This window comes from Rhodopirellula sp. SH410 (assembly GCF_055811895.1).
Genome location: NZ_CM147949.1, coordinates 3,374,677 through 3,394,621, shown reverse-complemented (window position 1 = coordinate 3,394,621; position 19,945 = coordinate 3,374,677). Strand labels below are relative to the sequence as shown.

The window sequence follows — 19,945 nt, the reverse complement described above, 5'->3', positions numbered from 1 at the left end:
ATCGGTTAGCGTTCAGCACTCGGCTGACGACCCGCGCCTGCCGCATGCGCAGCAGCGGGTCGCTAGGACGGGCTCGCGGGTGTTCGCACGAGCGCAGTAGAACGTTCGCTCAGGGTGATGGATCGATGCTGGTCGCAGCATCGATCAGGCTCGGGAACGTGTGATCGTGACCATCATCAGCACTATGCTGGTGGCCGGGCAAGCTCTCGATCGCCACCGCAATGCCAATTCCCAGCAGCAACGCCGCGGTCAACTTCCCACGGTCATGATCGTGAAAGGCGACTTCCGGCAATAGGTCTGCAAGGGCGATGCAGATAAAAAAGCCTGCCGAGACGGCCAATCCCCAGCCAAGGATTGCGGTGCTGTCCGTCCAACGCGTCGCACCGACGTACATCAACAGGGCACCGATTGGGCAGGACAGAGAGAAACACGCGTTGGCAATATTTTGAGCACCCGTCGACCAACCCTGCTTGCTCATCACGGAGGTGATCGCGAAAGCATCGAGCGGTTTGTGCAGGGCCACGGCGAGAAACGTGCCCAACCCCGCGAGCCCCAACCAGGCACCATGGTGCGCGTCGGCGATCACGCTGCTCGCCAATGCCACGCCATCGATCACCGTGTGAAGGGCCAGCCCAAAAAACATGCCCGCCCAGCTCAGACCCTTGTGCGCATGACCATGCGGATGATGATGCCCGTGCGAATGATCATGGTCGTGGCCATGCGAATGATCATGGTCGTGCGAATGATCATGATCGGACACTCCTTCCGCGGTGGCGATTTCCGCGTGTTCCTTGGCCCCATGATCATGGGTGTGAAAAAGCCGAATCAACAGAAACATCGCGATCAGCCCCGTGAGAGCCGCCGCCCCCGCGCTGGAGGATGACCCGAGTACCTCAGTGGCGTCGGGGAGGAGGTGCAACAGCGCGATCCCCAGCATCAGACCACCGACGCCGCTCATCAACAGCTGCGTCCGGAGGTGGGTCATGTGAAACAGTTTCGACAACCGCCCGCCCATCATCGAGGCCATGATGATGAACACGCAGTAGACGAATAGCAGCGCTTCGGGCGCAAGAATCATCAAGCGAATCGGGGTAAAATGGTGGAAACAGAAGAAAACGGGACCAGGGCAGAGACCAGGTCCCCGCCACAAATCCTAAGCCATCATGTCTCGCTCGACCATTGACCCTCCCTCGATTCGTTGACGCAGCAACTAGGGATCGTGGTCACAATGAGTATCGTAGATCGCTCCGCGCCCCTGAGTTCCGATCGCGGAGCGACGACCGACTCCGCTCACGGGATATCGACCACTTCGCGGCCGGCACGAGTCAGCAGCTTCTTGAAGAGATCGGGGTCGATGCTCTTGGCGATGAACTTCACCGCCCCATCGCCCATCAGGACGTTGAACCCGCCCAGTTCCGCACTGCCGAGATGCTCCATGGGATTCTCCATATCGATCTCGAGGTCCTCTGGTTTGGACCAAATGACAGCTTTGTCAGGATCGACTTGCATGACCAAGATCGAGTTGCTCAAGCCATCGAGAAAGTCACGAAACTGAGTTTTCTCGAGTGGTCGCATACCGATGTCATCGCCCACAACGGCCTGGACAACGGTTTTACCTGCAGGAGTCCGCGTGTTCGGGGCGTTGTACACGGCGGGCAGTTTCTTGGACAACGGCAGGTTGTGCTCGCTGTCCCACGGTTCGTCGAGATGAAACTCTTGGTACAACGCTTGCTCTTCGATGAACGGCAGGATCGCCACGCGCCAACTCAACAGCGGTTTGCCATCATCGTCCGTAATTGCCGATGGCGGTAATCGGTTGAATGCGGAGTGATAGTTGTGCAGCGCCAGCCCCACCTGTTTCATATTGTTGGACATACTCATGCGGCGGGCCGCCGTCCGAGCAGCTTGAACGGCGGGCAGCAACAGACCGACGAGTACCCCCGTCGTCGCGAGGCTGGCCTGCGACTGCGTCTCGATCGAGACTTCGTCCCCATCGAGCTTCGGCTGCACTGACGCGATGACCATGTCTGCGATCCGATTGGCGTAGCGGTTCGTGGCCTCCCGCATCGCGGCGGATTCTCCCGAACTGGCGAGACTGCGATTCATCTCGGCAATCCCAAGTGCCCGTGCAGCGGACAAAGCATCGATTAAAATGGCCTGAATTCGCTGCGCCGCGACGTCGTCGGTGCCGACCAAGGCGACGCGGAGGCGACCGGAATTGTCAATCAGATCAACCTCAATTTTGATCGCGTCGGTCAGCCCGGGAACTTGAGCCAGTGGCTGCAAGTCGGGCGCAAGACTGCTGGCGCTCTGCAGCGCGACTTGACTGACGATCGGGCGAATCGGCTCCATCACCATCGCGATTTTGACGCCCGAATCAGCTCGCATCGAGCCCAGCAACGTAGGCAGTCTCCCAGTCCCGTGCTCGGCATCGAGCATCCTGTCGAGTAGATTCGCCGTGCCGAAGAACAACGTCTCATCATCGATCATCGCGATCACTGTCCCCGGGGGACCGTCGACGGGATAAGTCTCATGTCCCCCGATCTGGATCATGTCATCGCGGGCATCAATCGCCTCACGAACTCTCGCGAAATCGATCTCTCCGGTGAGCTTTGTAATCGCGCCAACACTCGGCTGCATCGTCGCGGGGTCGAGTACCACGACAACTTTCACCACCCCGATATCAAACGGGTCGATGCCGAACTGCTCAGTCATCTGCACACGCACGATTTCGATGGGAAACATTTCCAGCATCGGGCTGTTGATCCATTCGTTGGGCGTCACGATCACAGCTGCGAGAGCGTCGTCGGGAATGTACTTCGTCACAGAGTCAGCCGCAGCGTCCTGGGCCGCTGCGGATTGAACAAACGTATCGTGCAGCGGGGCGGTTACCCAGAAACCGACTAGTAGGAGAAATATCGTGGAGTACAAACGTGGCATCATCTCGTCCTGTGGAGTGCAAAGGGACTGACGTCGAGAAAAGGCGGGGGCGGCGATCCCCCTGATCAACCCCAAGTCTAGCAAACGCCGTTGCATCGATGTTGCACCGATCGCCTCACGCGAGAAATTCCACAGCCACATGGCGCCCGCACAGACTGACTCTGCAGGAACCGGCCCACACCAGATGACACGACCGCGTCTCGGAATTCAGCACGAAGGTGTCCGGTACAAGAATGCAAGGCAGGATAATAGCGTCAACCCCAATGGTTTGGCGGCCCAGCCGAAGCCCTAGCTGCTGACCTAGTCCGGCCATCGGCCTGGGTTCGTGGACACCAATCATCGTCGCAGCGTCAACGGCCCGCCATTCGCAACACCAATCCCAAATAGATCGCTCATCAACCTCGATTCCGTGACGCCCAAAGAAGATTCGCGTGCGATAAAAGGTGACGTGCGATAAAAGGTGACGGGGGGAGTTTTCAATAGAATCACACCGTCGCACCGGAGACTACGATAGTTCATTCCAATTTTTGGGGACACGAAGTTCGCCACACCTGCGGCACGAAGCCGCCCCGGCGTTGGTTCTTCCGGGCGAGCGAAGCGACTGGGCGACGCACACGAAATGCGTCGCGGCTGCTTCGGCTGGATGCCGCCATATAACTGAACGCGGCGGCAGGAGGTCACCGGGCGGGGAGCCCTCGCAGCGCGGCCGACGCCAGCCACGGCGGGTTGTGGCGACGTCAGCGGAAGGAAGACGCTGTGAAGATGTCTCGCGACGGACGAAGTCAGGACTGCTGTCTACCGCATTACCGGTGCGAGAACAGTCCGAGCCTACGACAACAATTCGGCAGAAACAGACCGGGATTTGCGATCAGAGCTGGGTTGGCAACAGGTGACCACTGCAACCGGGTCACCGACGAGGACTTCGAGAGGACGTCCAGCGCGGCATGAAACCCGGCACGCACGGAGTCAGAAGTGGCACGAAATCCAGGACTGCAAAGAAGCAAGCAGAAAACGAAAAAAGCCCGTTAAACTCGGATTCAAAATTGAATCACGTGTTTAACGGGCTTGTATCGAGTGGAGGATAACGGACTTGAACCGATGACCTCCTGCATGCCATGCAGGCGCTCTCCCAACTGAGCTAATCCCCCGGAGGTGTTGCAACCAAGTAAACTTGATTGGCTTGTGAGGGGCGGAGTTTATCGAGTCATCCGCAGGGGCGTCAAGGCCGTGAACGCACTTTTCTTGATCGCGTCGGAAGACACCCGTTATTTACGTTGACGGCCGGGTGTGGAATTTGTTAGTTCGCTGGTTAGCCAAGTGATCTGTCATCTGACTTCCCTCGCGAACAATCCCTTGAAACGCATTCAAAACCGCCATACGACCGCTGACAAAGGAGCCGATTCTCGCGCCGCTGCGTCCCGCTGGCCGGTGGCCGGCGTTCTCTGCGCGGGCTTGCTGTTCGCTGCGGCAGGTTGTCGCGGTCGGGCACAAGAAGACTTTTATCGCCAGTCTCTCCAGCGTGAGGTCCGGCAGCTCGAAGACCAGCTCTACGAAGCAGACTACGAAAACCGAATTCTGATCGACAAACTTCGCCGTGAGCGTCTGACAGAAACGTCGTCGTCCAAAGTCGCCGACCCGCGTGAATCGGACCCCAGCTATGTGCCCGCGGAGTCGCCCGAGTTTCGCTTCGATGAGGGGTACCAAGACACGCCCAAGGACGGCGTTATTACGCCGCCGCGTGGTTCATCCGATAGCGACAAGCCGCTGCGGGACCCGCCTGAGACGATCCCAGCAGGACCAAAATCGTCCACTCCGGGGCGTTCGGCGACTGCCGTGCCCGATGCCAACAGCAATCGCTCTGACGGCGATGACCAGGACGATCTGCCAGACATGGATTCGCTGATCGAGCCTGGCGAGCTGGTTGATCCCGGCGACCTTGTCGACCCCGGGATGCTGGTTGATCCGGGAACGCTGCAGCCCCCGACACCGACACCGAACCAAGATTCGTCAGATGGGTCAGGCACGACGAAAGACGATGCCCCCAACTTTCAGTTGCTTCCTCCACCGGGCGGACCGGTGCCCCCAGGAACGGACGATCTGAAAATTGAACCGATTGATCCAGGTATCCCCATGCCCCCTGGGTCATTGGACGGAGAGTCCGACGATGATCCGAGCAAGATTGTGTTGCCGGGGGTGAGCATGCTTGGTGGACTTGGCCCCGTGGCGGGCTCGACGCCGAAAATCGAACTCCAACCCGCCAAAATCAAGATCGACGCGGCGACTAGTCGAGTGCGAATCAGTGCTGAAGAAGAAGCGAGGCTCAGAAACCCGGGCACTGAAGAGAGAGAAGATCAACTTGCCGACGGATCGCCGGTCGTATTGACCGAGGGCGTGGACCTGACGATTCGGGCTGACGACCAATATGGCCACCCCATTGCTGTGCTGGGCCGCACCCATGACCCTATCGATCCATTGCGATCGCCTGACACGGCGGCCCCGCGGCCACTCCCGAAAAAGTCGCACCTGTCGATCATCGCTCTCGATCCGTCCAAGACTGGGGACGAGGCTCAACTCGGCCGCTGGGACTTCGACACCGAAAAACTACGGCAGCTAGAGACCTCAAGCCTCGCCAATCCAGCCACTGGCTTCGCGATCACGGTGCCGATCCGTTGGCATGAACGCATTCCGAACGGCGAAGCCGTCGTGTTTTTTGCACGATTCAAGTCAGGTGAGCGAGATTTGCGATGCGAATCGGAAATTGGGCTGAAGAAGCAGCCATCGGTCGCGGGCTGGTTACCGCGCCGATAAGGCCTGCCAGAAAATTCTCTGCCCTTAACTACCTGAGAATGGTTTGTTTTTGAGCCGGGATGCAGTCATACTAGGCGGCCAGAGTTCTCGGATGTCTTGTTCGCTCTGACTTTAGTTTCCGCTGGCGATTGCTTTCACTATGTGTCTTTCCTGGAAGATATTTTCTGCCAACACCCTCGTCCTGATGGGGGTTTCGTTTCTGACTACGGTAGGTCCCCGCGCCGAGGCTCAAGGGCCGTTCGCCAATGGACCGCCTGGAATGGTGAGGCCATCCCGCGGCGGTCCGCCCCCGACCAAGCCGGGCAGCCCCAGCGAACCGGGAAAGGAAGACGCCAAACCAGACGCTTCCAAAGGCGAGGATGCAGCCAAGAAAGAAGGTGCCCCGGGAGAAGAATCCAAGGCACCAAAGGTCGTTCGTCGTGACGGTTTGGATTTGCCCAAGGGAGATCCCGCGGAGCTCAAGGCGACCGTGGGCGAAGACGGCAAAGTCGGGTTCCGATTTCGCAACCAAGGCTGGATTGATCTGGTCGGGTGGCTGTCGGATATTTCGGGCGAACCGATCGATTGGCAGGAATTGCCCGGCGACGCGGTGAACCTAGTCAGCCCGGGGCGGCTATCGATTAGCGAGACTGCCGATCTGATCAATCGTCACCTGCTCGCACGGGGGTTCACGATGCTCGAGCTCGAAGGTGGCATTACGATCGTCAAGACGGATGCGATTAACCCGGGCATGGTGCACTGGGTCAGCCCCGAGGAACTGCAGAACCTGCCCAACCACTCCTTCGTCCGCACGATGCTCGATGCGGGCTGGCTGTCGGCAGAGAAACTCGCCCTGGAACTGACGCCGATGCTCAGCGGATCGGGAAAGCTGACGGCTCTGGCGACGACGAATCGACTCGAAGCGATGGATGCTGCCGTGAACCTGCGGGAAGTCGCTCGACTGCTGGAAGAAGAACGTGACGCGGCCAGTCGCGATGCACTGGCACCTGAGTTTCGATTGCGTCACATACCGGCCGAAGAAGCAAAAAAATTACTTGAAGAGTTTCTCGGGGTCAAAGAAAAGAGTGCCGCTCCGATGAGCCGCGATCAGATGGAGATGATGCGGCGGATGCAGCAACAGCAGCAGCAGAGCGGCCAACCTCCCGCGGCAAAAAGCGAAGTCGAGATCTCCATCGTCGCCAACGTGCGTCAGAACTCGGTGCTCATCCGGGCGCCCATCGACCGCGTGGCGATCGCGACAGAATTCATCAAACGTATCGATGTTCCCGGCGGTTCGCTGCAGTCTCTGACGGATGCGACGAGCCGTGTCGAAGTCTACCGATTGGTGTCCTTGGATCCCGAAAAGTTGATTGAGATCGCCCAGGAAATGAACGTGCTCGAACCGACAACGCGGATTCGAGTCGACAAAGACAACAAGGCTGTGATCGTATCCGGGGCCGCCGCAGACCGATTCATCATCAAGTCGTTGATTGAACGCCTCGATGGCGGGAAACGCCGGTTTGAAGTACTGCAGTTGAGACGGCTCGACGCGGCAGCGGTTACCGAATCGATTTCGTTCCTGATGGGCAAGAACAAGGAAGATGACGACAGCAACAGTCGGCGCAGCCGGTATTCCTACTACGGCTTTGGGGGTGGCGGTGATGACGACAAGGACGAGGATGAGTTTCGCGTGGCCGCGAACACGAGTTACCGGCAGGTACTGTTGTGGGCGAATGAAATTGAGATGGAAGAGGTACGGTCGCTACTGATCAAACTCGGCGAACTGCCACCGCCCGGCGGTAGCGGCCAAACCGTGCGCGTCATCGAAGCCTCAGCCAACCCGGAAACGCTCGAGTACCTGAAGAAGCTAAAAGCCCAGTGGCAGGCGATGTCACCCAATGAGCTGGTCCTTCCCAGCGAGGACCAGTTCCGCAACCCGGCAGCGGACGACGAGGCAGAACCGTCGGCCCAAGAAGACTCCGCCGCGGAAAAGGATCCCGAACCGGGGCCCGACCGGCCTAAGCAGGACGAGACCGACGCCGATGACGACGAACCCATCGTGAACTGGAACGATGCCGTCGGGCATCCGCTCGAGCGAGCCTCGCACGCTGCGGTCATGTTGACCGCTGACCAGACTGCGGGAGACGCGGCGGAGGATTCTCAGCCAGCACCTGTCGAAATCCGTCTCGACTCGCAAGGCAATCTGGTTCTATCGAGCACTGACACCAAGGCTCTCGACAAACTCGAGAATCTGATGCTCGACATCAAGCCACCGAGCCGGTCCTACCAGGTTTTTCATATCAAGAACGCGTCCGTGACGCTGCTCACACTCGATCTGGAGGACTACTTCGAGGACCCGGATGAGAATAAGAACGGTGACTCCGATAATTTTTATCGCTGGATCTTTGGCGGCGACGACTCGAGTGATAAAGGCCCCACGGGGCTAGCCAAGGGTGGCAAGTTGCGTTTCTTGCCCAACTCGGATACCGGAACGATCATCGTCAGCGGCGCAACAGGTGCCCAGCTGCAAACAATTCGCGAGCTGATCGAACTGTGGGACGTTGCCGAACCGATCAATCCCAAGCTCAGCCGGTTTACGAAACTCGTCACCGTTCGCTATGGTCGCAGTGAGAAGATTGCCGATACCGTGAAGGAAGCCTATCGCGATCTGCTCAGCAGCAACGACAAGGCATTCTCAAGCGGTGGTGGCGGTGGTAACAATGGCGGCAAACGTTCGAGCAACCGCACCGAGGGATCCGGGCTAGAGGATTCCGAAAGTGGGCGAAGCGGTGGTGGCAACGATTTTTCGTTTAATGGTAAACTGTCGATCGGTGTTGATGAGCTTGGCAATACACTGTTGGTGAGCGCCGAAGGTGAATCGCTACTGGAACTGATCGTGTCGATGATCGAGAAGCTCGATCGAGCGGCTCAGCCTGGCGGTGAGATCGAGATTGTACGATTTTCCGGTGACATTTCGGCCGAGACGCTCAGGCAGGCGATGTCTGCACTGGGCAATACGACGATGGGCGAATCAGCACGAGGCCGTACTTCGGATTATCGCGGCCCCGAGCGTCGCACCGAGGGTGGCGGAAACCGGGACCGGCGTTCGGACCGTGGTGGCGATCGGAACCAAGGAGGAAATCGTGGTGGCGAGCGAGATCGAGGCGGCGACAGGCCGCGTCCGAGCGATCGGTAGCGTCCCCAACCCGTTCGAAGCGAGAAGGTAACCCGATTGAACCCTAAGCCGCTGTCGGCGAAATTCGCCCACCGCGTGGTTACACACGCTGGCGTCGTCGTCATTGCCTGGCTGCTGGTGGCGGTGTTCGCCAAGGGGCTTGCACCTTCGTGGAAGTCGGTAGCCCTGGACGGCGACTTTGATTATCTGCCCGCGACGCAGAACAGCGTCGCGGGGGGACGGTTGCTCGACCGCGCCTTCAAGGGCACACGGGCGCGCAGCCAGATGGTGCTCGTCTTTGCCAAAGACGGTGAACCTTTTGCAACGCGAGACCATCTGTTGGGGTTGGATGTTCTCCGGCGCATCTACCACCGACTGGGCGAAGTCTGTTGGCAGCGATCCGAGCGGATCACATGTGGTGACGTGCTGCCCAACGAAGTCTTGCTACCGCAGCCCGATCGAATCCCCCATGCGACGCCGGACGATTCCGCACCGAGCGTGGCGGGGATCGACGGACTCGCCCCTCTGGACGACGCTACCGAGCGAGAGATCGCGACCTCCATGGTACCGGATCCCGGGATACACGATCCCGCCCACCATTCCGCCCAGCGTTGGCTTGGCGTGGCCGTCGAAGCGTTCGATCAAGCAATCGAGATTGACGCCGAATTTTATAAACTGCTTGGCGATCGTGTCCCTTCACGCGATCCAACCGCGTACGAGCCGCGATTAGCGATCGCCTATCAGGATCGTGGGGAACTGGCCCGGGCTCGCTGCGCCGATCCAACATTGATCGCGGAGGACCTCGCTTCGGCAAAGGTGCTCGATCCCAACATCGAAACCACGACGATTCCCATTACCGAGCGGAATCTCGATGAATGGCAAGTACTCCTGGACGTGTATAGTTGGAAGGAACCCGTCATCGGTGACCAGCTCAAGCGAAATCATGCTCGCATCGCGGTGCTCCCCTTGGCCAGCGAACTGGCGGCGACCGGCAATATCGAGCTGCTCACCCAACTGCGGCAGCTCGTCGATCAGTGTATCGAGTATCAGCGTGAGTACTTGCGTGCCGATGAACTTGCGCAGGCAAAGGATCTTGAGGTCCAGATTACTGGTTCGGCAGCGATCGGCGGCGAAACGCTGCTGGCGGCGCGTTCGGCGATCGCCTACACCGAAACATTTACCATCATCATGATCCTGATCATTCTCGCGGTCGTGTATCGAGCTCCCCTGCTCGTCGCCGTGCCGCTGGTCACGATCGCCGTGGCGGTGATGGTTGCGACTGCCGTGGTGACGACCCTCACCGGTCTCTCGGCAAGCACCCCGTCCCTGGGATTGGATTTGAAGGTCTACACGACGAGTCGAATTTTCGTCGTCGTGATTCTGTTTGGTGCGGGCACGGACTATTGCTTGTTCTTGATTTCGCGACTGCGGGAAGAAGCGGCCACTCATCCGTGGCCGATTGCTTGCCAACGCGCCCTCGGGAGCGTCAGCAGCGCCCTGCTCGGCAGCGCCCTGACGACGATCGTCGGGCTCGGCATGATGTGGTTTGCAGAGTTCGGAAAGTTTCACCACACCGGGCCCATCATCGCCATTTGTTTGTGCATTGGCTTGTTCGTGTGCCTCACCTTGACCCCCGCATGTCTGTGTTTATTGGGACCAGTCGTTTTCTGGCCGACGAGGATTGCCGATGACACCCAGCGACCGGTCGTCTCACTGTTGTCCAATCGCGCCCTGGGCGATTCGGATCTGGAGAGTGGAAAAGCGACCGGCAATCGGACGATCAGCAGCGGTGGCCGAGCCTGGAATGCTGCATCCATCGCCTTGACGCGGTACCCCATCTGGACTCTAGCGGCGGGTTGGCTGTTGCTGATCATGCCTGCCATCGGCGGGCGGATCCACGAGCAAGACGTAACCTACGATCTGAGCGGTCAGTTGCCCCGCACGGCCGGAAGCCGCCTGGGAATGCAAACACTCGACCACAATTTTGGTCGGGGCGAACTCGCACCCATTTCGGTTCTTGCGCTCGCGAAAAACGATCAGGCCGCCACGGCCCTGACTGCAACACGGGAACTGTTGACGGAGACGCTCTATGAAATCGACGGCGTGCGTCGGGTACGTTCACTCAGTGATCCTCTGGGTGATTTCCCGCCCGATCGAGAAATGGGGCTGCTCAGCAAGGAGGCTTGGCGACGCCGCACATTGCAGAATCACCGGCTTTCTCGAATTCACTTCGTCGCCAATGAACCCCAGTTCACGAACCGTCTGATCCGGTTGGACGTGATTGTCCAAGAGGATCCGTTCTCGCAAGCCGCGGCGACGAGATTGAAGGCGATTGAGGATCAAACTCGGCGCGTACTGCAGACCTCGCAGAGTGAAACGGGTCCGTCATGGGAGTTATACTACACCGGCACAACCGCATCGATCGTGGACCTGCGTGAAGTGACGCTGCGGGACACGCGGCGAATCAAAATTGCGGTCATCCTCGCGGTCCTTGCGGTCCTGATCGTGGTGCTCCGCCGGGTCGTGCTATCGCTCTACCTGATCGCAACGGTGTTGTTGAGTTACTACGCAACGCTGGGCTTGACGTACTGGTTTTTCCGCGCGATCGATGGCCCTGAGTTTCTCGGCCTCGATTGGAAGTTGCCACTGTTCCTGTTTGTGATCCTCGTTGCCGTGGGGCAGGATTACAACGTATATCTTGTGACGCGAATCATCGAAGAACGCCGCCGCTTGGGATCTCTCGCGGCTGTCCGACGGGCCGTTGCGAGGACCGGCGGGATCGTCACCGCGTGCGGGATCGTCATGGCGGCAACCTTCCTGAGCATGACCGCATCAGCCTGGTGGCCACCGATCATCGCTTGGCTGGGGTTAGCGAGCCCCAGTGCGACGGTTGGATTCCAGCAAACCACACTGCGCGGTATCACGGAATTGGGATTTGCCCTGGCGCTGGGGGTGCTGATCGACACGCTGTATGTTCGTACGGTGTTGGTCCCCAGCTTTGTGGTTTTGCAAGATCGGTTCCGCCGCCGCTACCTGTCATGAGAATGAGTGGGGCACGGTGCAGTTCCGAGGCACGGTGCAGTTCCGAGGACCGAGGTCCCGGTCAGCTGCGGTGCCGTTTCCGCTTTGCAGGTCGACGTCAACAAATTTCAGTGCGCCGGTGAGAACATGCCGTCGATTCGCGGTGTCATGGTTGAATCGCCCTGCGGGTAGCCAACGAGAGCCACGCCCGTACAGGAGACGATCACGAACACACTGAGCGGGCCCACCGGCTGGAAACTATTGCCACCTATCGGTTACGATCAGCGACATCACACTTTCCATTTTGTTTCGACCTCGCAAGAAATCTGCTCATGATACGTGTTGCCCTGATCGGATCGACCGGATACACCGCCTTGGAAGTCGCTCGGCTATTGCTCGCTCATCCGCAGGCAGAGTTGACGGTGGCGACGAGCCGCTCGGACGAGGGTAAACCGTTAGCTGAAATCCATCCGTCGCTGGCGGGACGTTGCGAGGTCGCGCTGCAAGCGTTCGATCCCGCTCGGATCGCCGAACAGGCGGACGTGGCGATGTGCTGCCTGCCCCATGGGGCCTCTGCCGAGACGGTCCGCGAGTTGGCCGCAGTGGGTATGCGCGTGATCGACTTTAGTGCCGACTTCCGGCTTTCGTCCGTGCCCCTGTATGAGCATTGGTATGGGGTCACGCATCCGTGGCCCGAACGTATCGGCAGCGTTGTGTATGGGATGCCCGAGTTCTATGCCGATGAAATCGCGACCGCCGACATTGTCGCCAATCCCGGCTGCTACCCAACATCGGCGATCATGCCACTGGCGCCATTGGTCCGCGACGGTTTGATCGAGAGCGATGACATTATCGTCGATTCCAAGAGCGGCGTCAGTGGTGCAGGGCGTTCACCTAAACTCGGAACACTTTACTGCGAGGTCAACGATTCGATCGCCGCCTACGCGATCGCCGCACACCGCCACGGTCCCGAGATGCAGGACTTGATCCACCGTATCGCTGGCAAACCTGTCCAGGTTTTATTCACGCCACACCTGACGCCGATGGACCGAGGCATCCTGTCGACGATTTACGTGCACCCCAAACTCAATGAAGGCGACACGGTACAGTCGGTCCAATTTCGCTTGATGGACGCTCTGCGGCACGCGTATCAAGATCAACCGTTCATTCATGTGGTTGATCACCTACCTGCGACCAAGCATGTTGTGATGACAAATCATGTTCAAATGACCGTCCGAGTGTCGGGCGAAAAGGATGCCCCCGGCCGAGCTGTCATTGTCTGCGTCATTGACAATTTGTCCAAGGGCGCCAGTAGTGCGGCGATTCAAAACATGAACGTGATGTTCGGACTCGACGCGACGATGGGACTGTGACTGAGCTGGCCGGTGGCGAAAAGGGATGGCCCACGTGGCCACCCCAGACCGCGGAAATTGCCGAGTCATTGCAACGCGTATGGACCAGCGGCCAGTGGGGGAAATACGACTCCTTGATACACCGACAGTGCGTCGAGGTGGTGGCCCAAGCGATGACTGCGTCGAACGCGCGTGGCTTAGCTCTCCCTTCACAGTGGCGCGATCATCTGGACCGCATCGAGGTATCACCAACGGCCCGATTGTGCAGTAGCGGGACAGCAGCCGTTGAGCTCGCGCTGCGTTGCTGCGGCGTCGCGACGGGTGACGAAGTGGTGATCGCCGCGTACGACTATCCCGGGAACTTCCGCAACATCGAGCTGCTCGGCGCCACTCCGGTGCTTGCCGACGTGCGGTTCAGTGGCGTGACGATGGACCCGAATTCGCTGCAAGAGATCGAAGGCGAGAAGATCAAAGCGGTGGTGGCTTCCCATCTTTACGGAGAGCTGGCCGACATGCTCGCGATTCGGAAGATCTGCGACCAGCGAAATTGGAAGCTGATCGAGGACGCGTGCCAGGTCCCGGGAGCGGGCTGGGAAGTTAGTGGCCCAGACGGACCGGCCAGCTTCCTTCCGGTTGGATGCTTGGCCGATTGTGTGACACTGAGTTTCGGTGGTAGCAAGTTACTTTCAACGGGCAACGGGGGCGCGATCCTAACACGCGATGACCGTTTGGCGGCGCGTCTACGCTCGTACCTTGACCGCCCCAGCGATACGTTGCCACTCTCGGCACTGCAGTGTGCCGTACTGATACCACAGTGGTCGACACTCGATGAACTGAATCAATACCGCAGCGCCATGGCCACTCGCCTGCGCGCGTGGGACTGGTCGCGTCTCGGTGTTGAACCGATGACGGCGGAAGAGAGCGGGCAACGGCAGGCACACTACAAGTTTGCGTTGATCGCCGACGAGACCCACGACAGAGCGGTATCGCTGCAGCGATTGCGATCGATTGGCCTCCCGGTCGGCGAGGGATTCCGCAGCATGCATGGCACCAGCGAGCGGCGAAGCCGTAAACCGGTGCCTTTGAACGGTGCCCAAACAATGGGCGCGAGTTGCGTCGTGTTGGACCAGCGCGCTCTGCTCGCTAGTGACTTGATGGAACGGCTCGATCGAGCAATCGCCAGCGGCGGCTCAGTCTAAGCGGGCGATTGATTTCGGAACGGTGAAACGGCAAACGTGACGACATCAACAGGCTCTGAGCACCGGCCCACAAGCTCAGTGGAACGTCGTGGAACCGCCTGCCCAGCGGACCGCGAGGTACACCTCGCGACGTGCGGGGCGGAGGGCGGAGGGCGGAGGGCATGGTGCCTGGGGCTTTGCCCGCGAGATTTAACAAACAACGATTGCTTTGAGCACCGCTACCTTTGACTCGCTCGACGCAACCGGTCCATGATCGCGATACCGAGTCCCGCCTCTGGGCATTGGCTCACTTCGATTCGCTCAAAATCGAGGGCATCGGCGCGGCGAAGCGTGGCGTATAGCTCAGCCGCGGCCGTCTCCAGCAGCCCATCGGGATTGAATGTCCAAACCTCTTCCCGGTCTCGGCCTCGACGATCTTCGAGCGGCCCAAAGACGATTCGTAAGACGCGGCCAGACCGATGATGAGGTTGGACGGGGAGCGTGTCGGTGGTCGTGAGATACAACGGGGTGCGTGGCGAGTAGTGTTTGGCGAATTGGCCTGGCGCGGCAACCTCCGGTGCGTCGCTACGAGGCGTCGCGAATCCCGCGACCGGCTCTCCAATCGCCTCGCTGAGCTGCGCCGGTGAGATCGCCCCACTGCGAAGCACCCGTGGCGGTGACGCGTCTGCGGGCAGGAACAGGATGGTGGACTCCACTCCCACGCGGCAGGGGCCCCCATCCAGAATCATCGCGACATGCTCGCCCAATCCCTCGGCAACGTGCCCAGCGGTGGTCGGGCTGACGTAGTTCGCAGGATTTGCGCTGGGGGCCGCAACCGGCACAACGCGTCCGGCGATGTTGGCGAGTTCCCGCAGCACCGCAAGGGCAACGGGGTGATCGGGAACTCGAACGGCAACGGTGTCACCGCCCGCGGTGACGTGATCCAAGACGGATCGATTGCGGGGCCCAATCAATGTGAGCGGCCCCGGCCAAAACACACTGAGCCGCTCCGCCCGCTCTTGAAGGTGTGGGCAATCCTCTTCGGTAAAAAGACCCCATGCATCGGCGGCCGTGGCGACATGCAAGATCAACGGATTGTTTCGCGGCCGGCTCTTGGCTGTGAAAATCTGTTCGACCGCGTCGGCGTCATCCCCACGCGCCGCCAGCCCATACACCGTCTCAGTCGGTAAACCGACAAGCTGTCCAGCGAGCAGACAGCGTGCGGCGCGACAAATCGCGTCGTCGGTCACCGAGACTATTTTTGTTCCCACAGGGATCGTCACATTTCTCATTCGAGTGGCAGCGGATAGCAGGCGGCACCCATTGAAGCGATTACGCCCCGCCAGATCGAGGCGCCGATCTGAGCTGCGTTCACGCCGCACCGCTGCCGATTGACTCTCATCGCGAATTCTACGGTGTGATCAACGGGTCTGGAAAGAGTACAATCGATCCGACAGGCTTGCCAATGTTCCCTCGAGATTGTCATGAATCGCGATCACCCCCCCTCTCGAATCGACCATTCGTCCCGCACGGTGTTGATCGAGAGTGATCCGTGGATCGGTGCGAAACGCTTCAAATTCACGGGTTTGGTGGGTGGATGTTTGATGACCTATGGCTCCGCCGCGGTGACGTGTTGCCTGCTCGTTCTCGACGGAGCTCTCGTGATGGCAATCCTGGCTGCGATGGCCGCAGCGGGCGTCCAATGGGTGAGAAATGAGCAAGCCAGCCAGTTTGTGCTGTTCTCCGGTCCAATCTGTCTCACCATCGTCCAGTGGCTGATGATTGACACGCTGCGTGGGATCCTGCGTCGACAGCGCCGGCACAAATTCGGACTTGCCGACCAACCTGAGTAAATCAATATCGGCTCAGCCAAATCCTCTTTCCTGGTCTCACCGGGAACCTGCTACCGCTCCCAGCCACCGGTCGCTCACTCGCTGTCGCTCGGCGCGTCTTCAAAGGACGTGTTTTCGATTGGCGTGTTTTCAATTGGCGTGTTTTCGATTGGCCAGGTCCAGCGATGAACATCGGTAACCGTACTGCGATCTAACGCGATCAACAATGCATCGCCCTTACGAGAAATATCGAGGCACTTGCATTGCGTTCCCTGCATTGTGGGAGGGATCACTGGAAAACTCCCCTGTTGCACCCGTTGATCAACGTTCCAGAAGTGTGCCGTGCCTTCGGGGCCCACCGTCATGAGTTTTGAATTGTCTAAAAAACACATCGATTCGATTTGGTCGGAATGGCTCCCCATCACATCAATGCTGTGCAAGGTGAATTGCACCTCGCCCGTTTCTTGGTCGAGGCAAGCGATGGAACCATTTCTCAGGCCAACAAACAACCGGTCGCCCTGCGGGGAAAAACAGGCGGTGCGAACGAAATCTTCGCTTGGCAACCGAAAGCGAGAACGGTCCGTGGCCAAATCGATCATCTCGGTCCCTGCAAAGCCGCAAATGAACAAGGAGCGTTCGTCCGGTGAAAAGGCCAGACAAAATTGCCTGTTTTCATAGGATCGACGAATCGTTGGCTCGCTCATATCGCTGTGCAAATCATAAACAACCAATTCCGATGGGTTGCCCATGATCGCAAGATACCGCCCTGAGACCGAGAAACAGGACATGCCAAGGTCGTCTGTTGAGGGCAGGGACGGCATCTCAATCGTGCGAACCGTGGGGGACTGCAATACATTCGTCTGATCTCGCCAATGAGTCAGTAGATGCAATTTTCCGTTCCGATCGGTGACGGCGATCATGCCATCGTCATCCGTTACCGCGACGGACGTCAGCGAAGACTTCCCATGCCACAGCGATTGGGCAGCGGCTTCGTTGGTGCGTGCGGTCGCATCCGGTTGCACGCGAAAATATGCTAACTCGCCAGTCTGGCTAAGAGTCAACACTCCCGTGGGGCCCTCGACGGCAAGCATCGTATGCGAGTCCGTCGCCGCGATGGTTTGGACTGCATGGGTTGACTGGCAGGGTGCAAAGCGTTCAACCGCTCCGTCAATCGAAATGGTAACGAACTCCGTCGGTCCGATAAACTTAATATCCTCGATGCGGCCGCCCAGTCCTGCGACATAAGCAACGGAGCGATACTCAGGTGGTTGATCGGATTGGACTTCGTGTCCGTTGGCCTCGTCGGAAACTCGCTCAAAAAGTTCGACGCCCACGCCATTATTGGCAACCGCAAGAAACTGGTCATTCGCTGAAAACTCAATGGCGTTGGGGTGTGAGGACGAATTGATCCAGCGACGCTGACTCAGATCGTCTGTCTTCACCAGCCCAAAGCCCTTTTTACTACCAACTTCGTAGGCGGCGTAGGGATGCTGGTGCGCTACGGTGACCTGTCCAATCGAGCGAGATTTCCAGCGATCGATCAGCGCACCGGTTCTCGTATCCCATAGCTGCAATGAATCCGGATTGCGATGCGAAGTCAGCAGCCGCGCGCCATCGCTGGTCAACCCAAACGCAAGGTTACGAGTACCATTCTCGATACTGATGCTACGTTGGTGTTCGCTGGACCAGCAGCGGATGTTCTGATAACGGGAGGCTGACGCGATGATGCTGGCGTCGGAACTGACGCGAATGGACTCGATGGTGGTCGGGTGAGCATGGAGCACTTTGAGCGTCACACCGCTCGTCGGATCAATCAAGACGACCGACCATCCGAACAGCAGCCAGGACGGTCCGGAGATCGCTAGTTCTCCCGACGGCATGGCAGCGATCGCATCGAGCCGCCCATCCAACCCCGTCAGCTCGTGCATCTTTCGCCCAGTGCCGGCGTCCCAGAAAGAGAGGAACCCATCGAGAGCAGCAGAAACGACCGTCGCGGGGCGAGTCGCGTCATCGCTTGGCGGCAGAATGGCGAGTTCCGTGCCGCGGCCGGCGTGCCGCCCCCAAAGAGAGTAGCGTGAGCTGACTTCGCTTTCGAGTAACTTCCATTCAATCGCTCGATGATCCACCTCCCCGGCTTGCGGAATTTGGCGATCGAGTAGTTTTCTCGCTTCGCCTAGGTGTCCCTGGTGGAGGCGTGAGTACGCGATGGATAGGTCGCTGGTATAGCTCTTCGCCCGTGAGCGCTCGCGGGTTCGATGTGCCAGCCTTTGTTGCTCGAGGGCATCCGCCTGCGCGTCTTCTGCTTTACCACGTTGTCGCTCAGCGAACGCACGTTGCTCCTGGGCGGTCGCCAGGGCGAGGCTCAGTTTGATCGAATATGCCTCACTCGACGTCGCGTTTCTCTGCGCCTCGATCGCTAGGGCCGACAAACCAACCACGCCGATAATCAATCCACCCACTGCTGCCCCTGCCATTGCCGCAAGGCCTCGATTCCGCGTTGCCCATCGCCACGTGCGACCAACGTGTCCAACGGGGCTGGCGTGGGGAGGGTGGCCACCGAGTACACGACGGAGATCGTCTAGCAACTCACCTGCATTGCGATACCGACGCGAGGGTTGTTTCTCGAGACAATGTTGACAGACTGCGCTAATATCTCGCGACAAAGACGGCCGTCGTTGACGCACCGACGGTGGATCTTGGCTGACAATTCGTCGAATCGTGTCAAGCTCACTGACCGAGGCGAACGGCGTTTCCCCGGTCAGCAATTCGTACAGCAAAACGCCCAGAGCATGCACATCCGAATGCGGGCCATGATCATCAGTATTCCCGGCGGCCTGTTCCGGTGACATATAGGGGCCACTGCCGATCAACGCACCCACATGCGTGTCGCTGGCGTCCGTACCAATGCGAGCCAGACCAAAATCGGTCAAACGAGGCACCGGAAACTCAGTCTCGGATTCGGTCAGGATAATATTCGACGGTTTTATGTCACGATGGATCAAGCCGCGTTCATGCGCAACGCGTAGTCCATCTGCCAGTTGCGCCACGATCGACACGGCGAGTCGGGGAGGCACGGGCGAACTGCGATCGCGAAGCCACTGGCACAACGTCGGGCCGGGACAGTATTCCGAAACGATATAGGCCAGGTCATCGTCGAGCACCGCCTCGAGAATCGGAACCAAATTTGGATGGGTAAGTTTGGCCGCGATCTCCGCCTCACGCTGAAACCGGCGGGCCTCCACCGTGCCCGGAGCTAGCCTGCGATGCGGCAGCTTGATCGCGACCTCGCGTCCCAGCCGCACATCGGTCGCCAGCCACACCTGTCCAAAGCCCCCTTCGCCGAGCGGTCGGATCAACACGAAATGATCGAGCGACTCACCAGGCTCCAGCCCCCGGTGCATCGTGCCCGCGACGGTCTCGTTGCGCGTCGTAGCGCCCGCTCGCGTGATCTCGCCCACTGGCCCAGACGCATCGCCACCGTCCGGGTTGCTGCACAGGTCTTCCCGGTTGGCCCGTCCGATGGCGTCGTTCGTCGTCCGTGTCGGATCAGAATCAGGGCAAGTCATACCAAAGCAAGCCAGCTGGCGAACGGAGGGAAACCAGGGGATTTAGCAAAAGTGACCGGTCGAGGTGCAACACAGCTCATCACACAACTCATTC

10 protein-coding genes and 1 tRNA gene are annotated in these 19,945 nt (G+C 59.3%); 6 read left to right on the top strand and 5 right to left on the bottom strand.

The window, feature by feature from the left end:
• Positions 1–109 precede the first annotated feature (109 nt).
• The 3 genes from SH410x_RS12475 to SH410x_RS12465 all read right to left on the bottom strand — a co-directional run bounded on the left by SH410x_RS12475 (position 110) and on the right by SH410x_RS12465 (position 4,088).
• Positions 110–1,078 carry a ZIP family metal transporter gene (locus SH410x_RS12475; protein WP_473676817.1) on the bottom strand — a complete coding sequence of 323 codons (969 nt, stop codon included), beginning with the start codon at positions 1,076–1,078 and terminating at the stop codon, positions 110–112.
• A gap of 212 nt (positions 1,079–1,290) precedes the next feature.
• Positions 1,291–2,940: a DUF1559 domain-containing protein gene (locus tag SH410x_RS12470; protein ID WP_473676816.1), complete on the bottom strand. Its 1,650-nt coding sequence runs from the start codon at positions 2,938–2,940 to the stop codon at positions 1,291–1,293.
• 1,075 nt (positions 2,941–4,015) lie between these two features.
• Positions 4,016–4,088, bottom strand: a tRNA-Ala gene (locus tag SH410x_RS12465).
• 205 nt (positions 4,089–4,293) lie between these two features.
• Between SH410x_RS12465 and SH410x_RS12460 the strand changes: the two genes are divergently transcribed.
• The 5 genes from SH410x_RS12460 (at position 4,294) to SH410x_RS12440 (ending at position 14,474) form a co-directional block, all read left to right on the top strand.
• The gene (locus SH410x_RS12460; RefSeq protein WP_473676815.1) at positions 4,294–5,748 is read left to right on the top strand and encodes a hypothetical protein; all 1,455 of its coding nucleotides are present in this window, start codon (positions 4,294–4,296) and stop codon (positions 5,746–5,748) included.
• Positions 5,749–5,932: 184 nt separating this feature from the next.
• Complete coding sequence (locus SH410x_RS12455) at positions 5,933–8,923, top strand: secretin N-terminal domain-containing protein (RefSeq protein WP_473676814.1); 2,991 nt, start codon at positions 5,933–5,935, stop codon at positions 8,921–8,923.
• A 36-nt stretch (positions 8,924–8,959) separates the two neighbouring features.
• Complete coding sequence (locus SH410x_RS12450; protein WP_473676813.1) at positions 8,960–11,944, top strand: MMPL family transporter; 2,985 nt, start codon at positions 8,960–8,962, stop codon at positions 11,942–11,944.
• A gap of 311 nt (positions 11,945–12,255) precedes the next feature.
• Positions 12,256–13,296: an N-acetyl-gamma-glutamyl-phosphate reductase gene (gene argC / locus SH410x_RS12445; protein WP_473676812.1), complete on the top strand. Its 1,041-nt coding sequence runs from the start codon at positions 12,256–12,258 to the stop codon at positions 13,294–13,296.
• Positions 13,293–14,474, top strand: a complete 1,182-nt coding sequence (locus tag SH410x_RS12440; protein ID WP_473676811.1) for a DegT/DnrJ/EryC1/StrS family aminotransferase — start codon at positions 13,293–13,295, stop codon at positions 14,472–14,474. The genes argC and SH410x_RS12440 overlap by 4 nt, the downstream gene beginning before the upstream one ends.
• Positions 14,475–14,692: 218 nt before the next feature.
• On the opposite strand, the gene SH410x_RS12435 is transcribed toward SH410x_RS12440, so the two are convergent.
• Complete coding sequence (locus SH410x_RS12435; RefSeq protein WP_473676810.1) at positions 14,693–15,736, bottom strand: L-threonylcarbamoyladenylate synthase; 1,044 nt, start codon at positions 15,734–15,736, stop codon at positions 14,693–14,695.
• Between the two features lie 201 nt (positions 15,737–15,937).
• Between SH410x_RS12435 and SH410x_RS12430 the strand changes: the two genes are divergently transcribed.
• Positions 15,938–16,306, top strand: coding sequence for a hypothetical protein (locus tag SH410x_RS12430; protein ID WP_473676809.1), 369 nt, complete (start codon positions 15,938–15,940; stop codon positions 16,304–16,306).
• A 74-nt stretch (positions 16,307–16,380) separates the two neighbouring features.
• Here the strand turns inward: SH410x_RS12430 and SH410x_RS12425 are convergent, their stop codons facing one another.
• A complete protein-coding gene (locus tag SH410x_RS12425) occupies positions 16,381–19,851 on the bottom strand; it encodes a protein kinase domain-containing protein (protein ID WP_473676808.1) in 3,471 nt (1,156 codons plus the stop codon).
• Between the last annotated feature and the right edge of the window lie 94 nt (positions 19,852–19,945).